Here is a 6,313-nt window from a genome sequence, read left to right as displayed (position 1 = left end):
GGGGGTTTTTTTTCCCTGTTGCTCCCGACAACCCCCCCCCCAGGGCTCGTGGCAGCCTCGGCTACGCCTCCCGGAGCATCGGCGAGGGCGGCCCGCTGGATGCAAGGGCCCTTGCAGACGCCGCACCGCTCCGGCTCGCAGTGCGGGCACGCGGGCAGCCGGGACAGGCTCGGCTTGTCGATCTTCTGGTGCTTGCGCCAGGTCGGGTAGTGGAAGTACCGGCGGCCGTCGCAGCCCGTGTACCGGCATACCGCGCCGACCGAGGCGAGCTGCTGGAGGTGGTCCTCGACGTCCGCACGGCCGATCTCGTCGCGCATCGGCCAGATGAGGCCGTAGACGATCGCCGCGTTGTCGCGGTGGCGGCCGTGGTCGTCGGCGTGGTTGGTCATGCCGAGGAAGGTGACCATCGCCGGGATGGACACCTCGGCGAGCGTCTCGCTCACCCACGTCTCCGGCTTGACGGAGCGGATGCGGGCCACGTCAGCGACCCCGGACGGGGGCGAGGGCGAGCTGTCCGGTGGTGAGGTCCAGGACGTGCGGACGCGTCCAGTCGGCGTCCGGGTAGGCGCGGACGACCCAGCGCGCGACCACCCTTCGGCCGACGGGACTCAGCTGGACCGGACGACCGGCGGCATCGGCGGCGCGGGCGTACGCGTGGGGCCACTGCGTCACCGGGTCGGTGAAGCCGACGGCGACCACGGCGGCGCCCGGGATCATGTCCGCGAGCTTGGCGGCGAGGCGAGGCCGAACGCCCGAGTTCGGGCTGGCCAGGGTTCCGCTGGGTATGGCGGGCATGCAATACTCCGTGCTTCGTAGGAGCGCGCGCGGCGGTCCTCGTGCGAAGAAGTCCCGCTGCGCGCGTGGGTAGTGAATCGACACCCTTCGGGGCGTCGCATCCGGCGTCCGGGAGTTGGTAGCTCCGGGACGCCGGTCTCATATGGAGGAGCCGCAGGGCCGGTATTCAGCCGCTCACCTCCTCGGGCCGCCGGCCGTCCGTGCGGCGGGAGCAGCACCATAGGGGCAACGCGGCCGACAGATCCATCCCGTTCTTCGGTAGGCAGTCGGGGCTCCTGCAGCGCCTGCGGGCAACAGGCCTCCGTCCGTGACGGTCAGTGCCCGAAGCCGATTGCCGTTCCCGGGCCTTCGACGGCCAAGGTCACCGTACGTAGGGAATCGGTGGGCGCCCGACCTCACTCGGGGTGACTCCGGTCTGGGCTGCGCGGCCCAGCGGTATCGGTCGCCCCAGCCCAGGATCCCGACCGGGAACGACTGAAGCTTCATTACCTAATTCCCCATCAAACAAGCGGCCCGCGATTGCGGCAACGAGGAGACATTAAGTAGCGACCCGGATAGCGGTCAACAAATCAAGGGCATCTACGCGAGAAGAACGAGATCTTTTTCGGAGACTGAGAAATGATCTTCTCTCAAGGCGCAGAGCAACGCTCCGCAAGCAGAGCACCCGGCCACGCGTAGCAAAATTCCCCCGCGCGCTCACGGTGAGCAAGCACCCCGGCATCAATACTCAGCGTAACGTGACGAATACCACGTGCCGAATAATTCCACACCAGCAGGGGACTTGACCCCTATATGCGCGACGGAATCCGGCGCTCAGCGGCGGGTATATTCGCTGTCCGAGCGACCCGCCAGCGGGAACTCACCGACAATCCGACATGCAACACTTGGGGCTGATAAAGATGCGCGCAATAGCCGTCCGGGAGTTCGGCGGCCCGGAGGTCCTGGAGCCGACCGAACTGCCCGAGCCGGAGAGCCGCCCCGGCCACCTGCGACTCCGCACCCGGCTCTCCGGCGTCAACTACGCCGACGTCCACCTGCGCGAAGGCTCGTACCCCGCGCCCATGCCCGCCCCGTTCGTCCCGGGCAACGAGGTGCTCGGCATCGCCGAGGACGGGCGCCGCTACATCGCGCTCTGCCGTGGCGGAGGCTACGCCGAGACCACCGTCGTCCACCGGAAGCTCGCCTTCGAGGTGCCGGACGGCATCGCCGACCACGACGCCGTCGCCCTCATGCTCCAGGGCAACACCGCCTGGCACCTACTCTTCACGGACCTGCGGGTCACCGCCGGGGACACCGTGCTCGTCCCGGCCGCCGCGGGCGGCGTCGGCTCGCTCGCCGTCCAGCTCGCCAAGCACGCCGGTGCCAAGGTCGTCGCCATGGCCTCCAGCGAGGAGAAGCGCCGGATCGCCACGGAGCTGGGCGCGGACGCCGTCGTCGACTCCTCCACCACCGAGGACCTCACCGAGCGGATCCTCGACGCCGCCGGCGGCCACGTCACCGCCGCGATGGAGATGACCGGCGGCGATGTCGTCCACGCCACCCTCGCCGCCCTCACCCCGCGCGGACGCCTCGCCGTCTTCGGCTCGGTGACCGGCGCCAACGGCCTCGTGCCCATCACCAGCCTGCTCGCGGGGTCGAAGGCGATCAGCGGCTTCTGGCTGCCGAACCTCTACCCCTCCCGCACCCACCTCAACGACTCGATGTCCGCACTGTTCACGGCAGTCACCGAAGGCTGGCTCAAGCCGCTCAACGGCCCGGCGTACAAGCTCGGTCAGGCCCGCCAGGCCCACCACGACCTCGCCGCCCGCCGCACCACCGGCAAGATCGTCCTTGACGTCGACCGCTGACCGACCTCTCGCCCGGCCGTCTACCCGTACGCCCGCCTCCGGCGGGTTACCCCGGAACGTCCCCCTCGCGTCGTCGCCGGACGACGCGACGCTCCACCGGAAGCCGAACATGACCAGCACCACCACGCCCGCGCCCGACACGGTGCCCACGCAGCGCCAGAACAACGCACCGAGCAAGCCGCCGTCCTCGCTCGCGGCCCGCGCCTTCGCCGTCCAGCGGGCCTTCACCCAGCTCTCCGGCGAGGTGCACTCGTTGCGCACCATCGCCGCCACCGCCGGGCTGGACGACGCCACCACCCACCGGATTCTCAAGACCGGCGTCACCGACGGCGTCTTCGAGCAGATCGGCCGCGGCCGCTACCGCCTCGGGACCGGCACCGCCCGCGCCGGCGTCCAGGCCATGGCCCACTCCCCCAGCCCGGCCTCGACCCACACGATCCTCGAACGGCTTCACGCCGCCACCGGCGGCCTCGCCCTGCTGTACGTGCTCTCGCCCTTCGGCGGCGCGAAGCGCCTGTGCACCGACTACGTCATCGGCGACACCGACCCCGCCGAAGTCGGCATGTCCGCCGAGGACGTCGTCTCCGTCTCGCGCTCCCTCCGCACCGGCGCATCCGGGCGGGTCATCCTCGCCTACCTGCCCCGGACCATCCAGGACCTGGTGCTCGCCGAGGACGTCCCGCCGACCGCCGGCCCCGGCGTAATCCGCGACAACGACGCCCTCGAGGCGTCCCTCGACGAGATCCGCCGTCTCGGCTTCGGGGTCGGCCGCCAGGAGTGCATGCCCGGCTGGGACTCCGTGTCCGCCCCCGTCCTGTGGCACGACTCCATCATGGGCTCCGTCCTCCTCCTCCGGCGCTCCGCCGAAATGCCCACCGACTTGCGCCCGTTGATCTACCACACCCGTAAGGCGGCCGAGAGCATCAGCGAGCTGACCACGACCCCACTGGCTGCCGCGATATAGCTTCCTTCCCATAGGGGACAAACGGCTGCTGCCGCCCGAGTCATTGGGTTCGGGCGGCAGCAGCTGCTCTATTCCGGCGGCTCCGGAACCGGCTCATCTGAAGCGCGAGAACGAAGGACCGCCCTCCTGGTACGCGGTGAGCGCGATCCTCGCGGTCGGGAAGGCCGGCTCGGGGAGGTCAGCCGCAGCAACCCAGTCGACGGCCAGGTGCTTGTCCGGCTCGGCGTTGACCAGCTCGCCGGTCCATCGGTCGGTAGCGAAGACGAAGAGGACGAACTGCCCGAGTCCGTCGTAGCTCTGCTCGACGTGGATGACGTGGACGAGTTCGAGGTTCAGGGGATCGACCAGCAGGCCGGTCTCCTCCTTGAGCTCGCGGGCGGCTGCCTCGTCGAGGGCTTCCCCAGGCTCCGCCTTTCCGCCCGGAACGGTCCAGGCCGGCCGCGGCGACCAGTTGGCCGAGGCGTAGTGCACGGCGGCGATGCGGTCGGTGCCCTTGTCGTGGACGATCACGCAGACCGCGTTACGGCTGTTCATGGCGGCGCTGGTCGTCATGGTGCGAGCTCCTCGTCGGGCTGTCGCAGGACATCGGTGGTCCAGCCCGGTCTGGCCGTGTGCCAGCCGAATCGGTATCCGTTGGTGCCGAGGTACGGGGCGGTGAGGGCGTGGTGGAACTCGCACCAGGCCGCGAACTCGCGCCGGGTGCAGCCGGGGAGGCCTCGACTGCGTGGGTGACCGTTGTAGGTGTCGAGGGCTTCTTGAACGGTCTCCTGGACCAGTGGGCCGCTGGTCATGGTGGTGCTGACCACGAGCTTGGCGAGGTCGTAGCCGAAGGGCGCGAGGGTGAGGGAGTCGAAGTCGATGACGGCGACTATGGCGCCGTTGACGAGGAAGTTGCGCGGATTGGCGTCCTTGTAGAAGGCGGCCGGCATGCCGGCGGCCTTCTGGAGCCAGCCTTCGACCGCTTCGAGGGTCAGGGCGGGCTCGGGTACGGATTCGGAGGTCAGGAGGTGCCGAAGGCGCTCGCGTCGGCCGTCGATGAACCCGTCGAGAGTGATGGTGCCGCCGCTGGTGAAGGACGCGTCCAGGCGAGCGTGCACCAGCTCGCGGAAGTACGCGGCCGTGTGCTGGCGGCCGAGGAGTCCTGCGAGGGCGACCAGATCGGCCGGGCCGGCGTGGCGACCGTCGAGGTGCTCGTAGACGATCTCCCCGGGACGCTGCTCGACGACCCGCGGTGTCCGGACGTCCGGGTTGACGCCGGTGAGCCACGCCTGGTGGGCGAGGGAGCGCTGTTGGAGCAGCGGGTGGTCGTAGGTCTTGGTGAAGGTCCTCATCGACGGGCGGCCACCACGTAGGTGACGGTCGAGGCGGTCTCCAGCGGGCCGTTGCCGACCGTCTGCCGCAACCTCTCGGCGATCCCCCGCTCATCGCAGGCGAGTTGGTACCTGGGGTTGGTGGCCGCGTAGGCGGCGATGTGGTCGGCGTCGGTGAACCGGAAGCGTTGTTCGTCGTGAATGATCTCCCGGACGTCGAGGTGAGTACCCACGATGTCGGCCTGGTTGTGGCTGTGGAAGGTCTCGTACAGGCTCGGCCGATCGGGCGCCTCCGGGTCCAGGCCGCTGGCGGCGATCACGTCATCCAGTTCCGCATAGCTGTCGGCGGACTTGGTGACCGTGATCGACAGCCCGCCGGGCGCCAGGCAGCGGGCGATCTCCGCGATCACGGCCGTCGGCTCCGGCGAGTGGTACAGGCAGAACGCCGCTGCGGCGACCGCGACGGAGGCGTCGGGCAGGGCGATGGCGTGGAAGTCACCGCGCATGTACCGCACGCCCATCCGTCCGGCCAGCCGGCGCTGGGCATCGGTGAGCAGGGCGGCGGACTGGTCGAAGGCGATGAGCTTCGGGGGATCGAGGCGCTCGGCGAGCGCGACGGTGGTGGTGCCGCGCCCGCAGCCGATGTCGAGGACGGTGCCGCGCGGCCCGTCGGCGGCAAGTTCCGCGATGACGGCGGCCGGGTGCCGACCGGCGGTCTTGGCCCGGGCGAGTGCGGTGGTGCGCTGGGTGAGGCGGCCCGCTTCGGCGTACAGGGTGCCGCGGACTCGGTCGGTGTCGAGGAACGGGTTGGCGGTCATGGACAGGTGGGGCCTTCCCGGGGTGGGGGGTCAGATCATGTTCGAGGGGGCACGCTCTCGACGAAGCGGCGCGCGGCCCGGCGGCTGGTGAGGGTGACGACGCGGGCGTGGCCGGCGTGTTCGGCGATCAGGGCGCGGACCTTGGGCCGCATCTCGCGGCGGTAGCCGAGGACGTAGCGGATGAATCCCCAGTGGATGCGGTCGAAGACGCCCTGCTCGGTGTGCTGGCCGCCGCGGTAGCGGCGGCGGCGCTGCAGGATCCCCCAGAGGCAGACGATCGGGGGGATGTCGAGGAAGACGACGGTGTCGGCTCGCTTGAGGCGGATGGGGAGGGTCGAGGCGAAGTTCCCGTCGATCACCCAGCGCGGTTCGGCGACCAGCTCCTCCTGGATCGCCGCGAACTTCTCGGGCGGCAGGGTGTTCCAGTCGGCGTCGTAGTAGACACCGTCGAGGTGGGTGACGGGGGCGTTGATCTTGGCTGCGAGCTGGCGTCCGACCGTGGTCTTGCCGCTGCCACCGCAGCCGATGATGGTGATCCTGTCCATGTCGCCACAGGCTACCGAGCCCTGCGACGGACCG

At 70.0% G+C, this 6,313-nt stretch carries 7 protein-coding genes and 1 pseudogene; 2 read left to right on the top strand and 6 right to left on the bottom strand.

The annotated features are described in order from the left end of the window. Both ABZW03_RS10030 and ABZW03_RS10025 read right to left on the bottom strand, forming a co-directional pair. Positions 1–443: pseudogene (locus ABZW03_RS10030) on the bottom strand (hypothetical protein); the annotation flags it as partial. A 37-nt stretch (positions 444–480) separates the two neighbouring features. Next, the gene (locus ABZW03_RS10025) at positions 481–795 is read right to left on the bottom strand and encodes a transcriptional regulator (protein WP_355254508.1); all 315 of its coding nucleotides are present in this window, start codon (positions 793–795) and stop codon (positions 481–483) included. A gap of 899 nt (positions 796–1,694) precedes the next feature. Between ABZW03_RS10025 and ABZW03_RS10020 the strand changes: the two genes are divergently transcribed. Together ABZW03_RS10020 and ABZW03_RS10015 are read left to right on the top strand one after the other, a co-directional pair. After that, a complete protein-coding gene (locus ABZW03_RS10020) occupies positions 1,695–2,642 on the top strand; it encodes a zinc-binding dehydrogenase (protein WP_355254506.1) in 948 nt (315 codons plus the stop codon). A 109-nt stretch (positions 2,643–2,751) separates the two neighbouring features. Next, positions 2,752–3,606, top strand: coding sequence for an IclR family transcriptional regulator C-terminal domain-containing protein (locus ABZW03_RS10015; RefSeq protein WP_355254504.1), 855 nt, complete (start codon positions 2,752–2,754; stop codon positions 3,604–3,606). A gap of 93 nt (positions 3,607–3,699) precedes the next feature. Here the strand turns inward: ABZW03_RS10015 and ABZW03_RS10010 are convergent, their stop codons facing one another. From ABZW03_RS10010 to ABZW03_RS09995, 4 genes are read right to left on the bottom strand one after another with little or no spacing between them, the layout of a single operon-like run. Further along, positions 3,700–4,158: an NUDIX domain-containing protein gene (locus ABZW03_RS10010; protein ID WP_355254502.1), complete on the bottom strand. Its 459-nt coding sequence runs from the start codon at positions 4,156–4,158 to the stop codon at positions 3,700–3,702. Beyond that, a complete protein-coding gene (locus ABZW03_RS10005; protein WP_355254500.1) occupies positions 4,155–4,937 on the bottom strand; it encodes a phosphotransferase in 783 nt (260 codons plus the stop codon). The genes ABZW03_RS10010 and ABZW03_RS10005 overlap by 4 nt, the downstream gene beginning before the upstream one ends. Then, positions 4,934–5,734 carry a methyltransferase domain-containing protein gene (locus tag ABZW03_RS10000; RefSeq protein ID WP_355254498.1) on the bottom strand — a complete coding sequence of 267 codons (801 nt, stop codon included), beginning with the start codon at positions 5,732–5,734 and terminating at the stop codon, positions 4,934–4,936. The genes ABZW03_RS10005 and ABZW03_RS10000 overlap by 4 nt, the downstream gene beginning before the upstream one ends. Before the next feature lie 35 nt (positions 5,735–5,769). Continuing rightward, the gene (locus tag ABZW03_RS09995) at positions 5,770–6,279 is read right to left on the bottom strand and encodes a topology modulation protein (protein ID WP_355254496.1); all 510 of its coding nucleotides are present in this window, start codon (positions 6,277–6,279) and stop codon (positions 5,770–5,772) included. Positions 6,280–6,313 lie beyond the last annotated feature (34 nt).

The sequence above is a fragment of the Kitasatospora sp. NPDC004799 genome (assembly GCF_040609095.1).
In the GTDB taxonomy this organism is placed as follows: Bacteria; Actinomycetota; Actinomycetes; order Streptomycetales; family Streptomycetaceae; genus Kitasatospora.
This window is presented reverse-complemented; position numbering and strand designations above follow the sequence as displayed.

Excerpts from the sequence above, each read along its gene's own strand:
- ABZW03_RS10010 (WP_355254502.1), bottom strand. The coding sequence starts at position 4,158 with ATGACGACCAGCGCCGCCATGAACAGCCGTAACGCGGTCTGCGTGATC.
- ABZW03_RS09995 (WP_355254496.1), bottom strand. The coding sequence starts at position 6,279 with ATGGACAGGATCACCATCATCGGCTGCGGTGGCAGCGGCAAGACCACG.
- ABZW03_RS10005 (WP_355254500.1), bottom strand. The coding sequence starts at position 4,937 with ATGAGGACCTTCACCAAGACCTACGACCACCCGCTGCTCCAACAGCGC.
- ABZW03_RS10025 (WP_355254508.1), bottom strand. The coding sequence starts at position 795 with ATGCCCGCCATACCCAGCGGAACCCTGGCCAGCCCGAACTCGGGCGTT.
- ABZW03_RS10015 (WP_355254504.1), top strand. The coding sequence starts at position 2,752 with ATGACCAGCACCACCACGCCCGCGCCCGACACGGTGCCCACGCAGCGC.
- ABZW03_RS10020 (WP_355254506.1), top strand. The coding sequence starts at position 1,695 with ATGCGCGCAATAGCCGTCCGGGAGTTCGGCGGCCCGGAGGTCCTGGAG.
- ABZW03_RS10000 (WP_355254498.1), bottom strand. The coding sequence starts at position 5,734 with ATGACCGCCAACCCGTTCCTCGACACCGACCGAGTCCGCGGCACCCTG.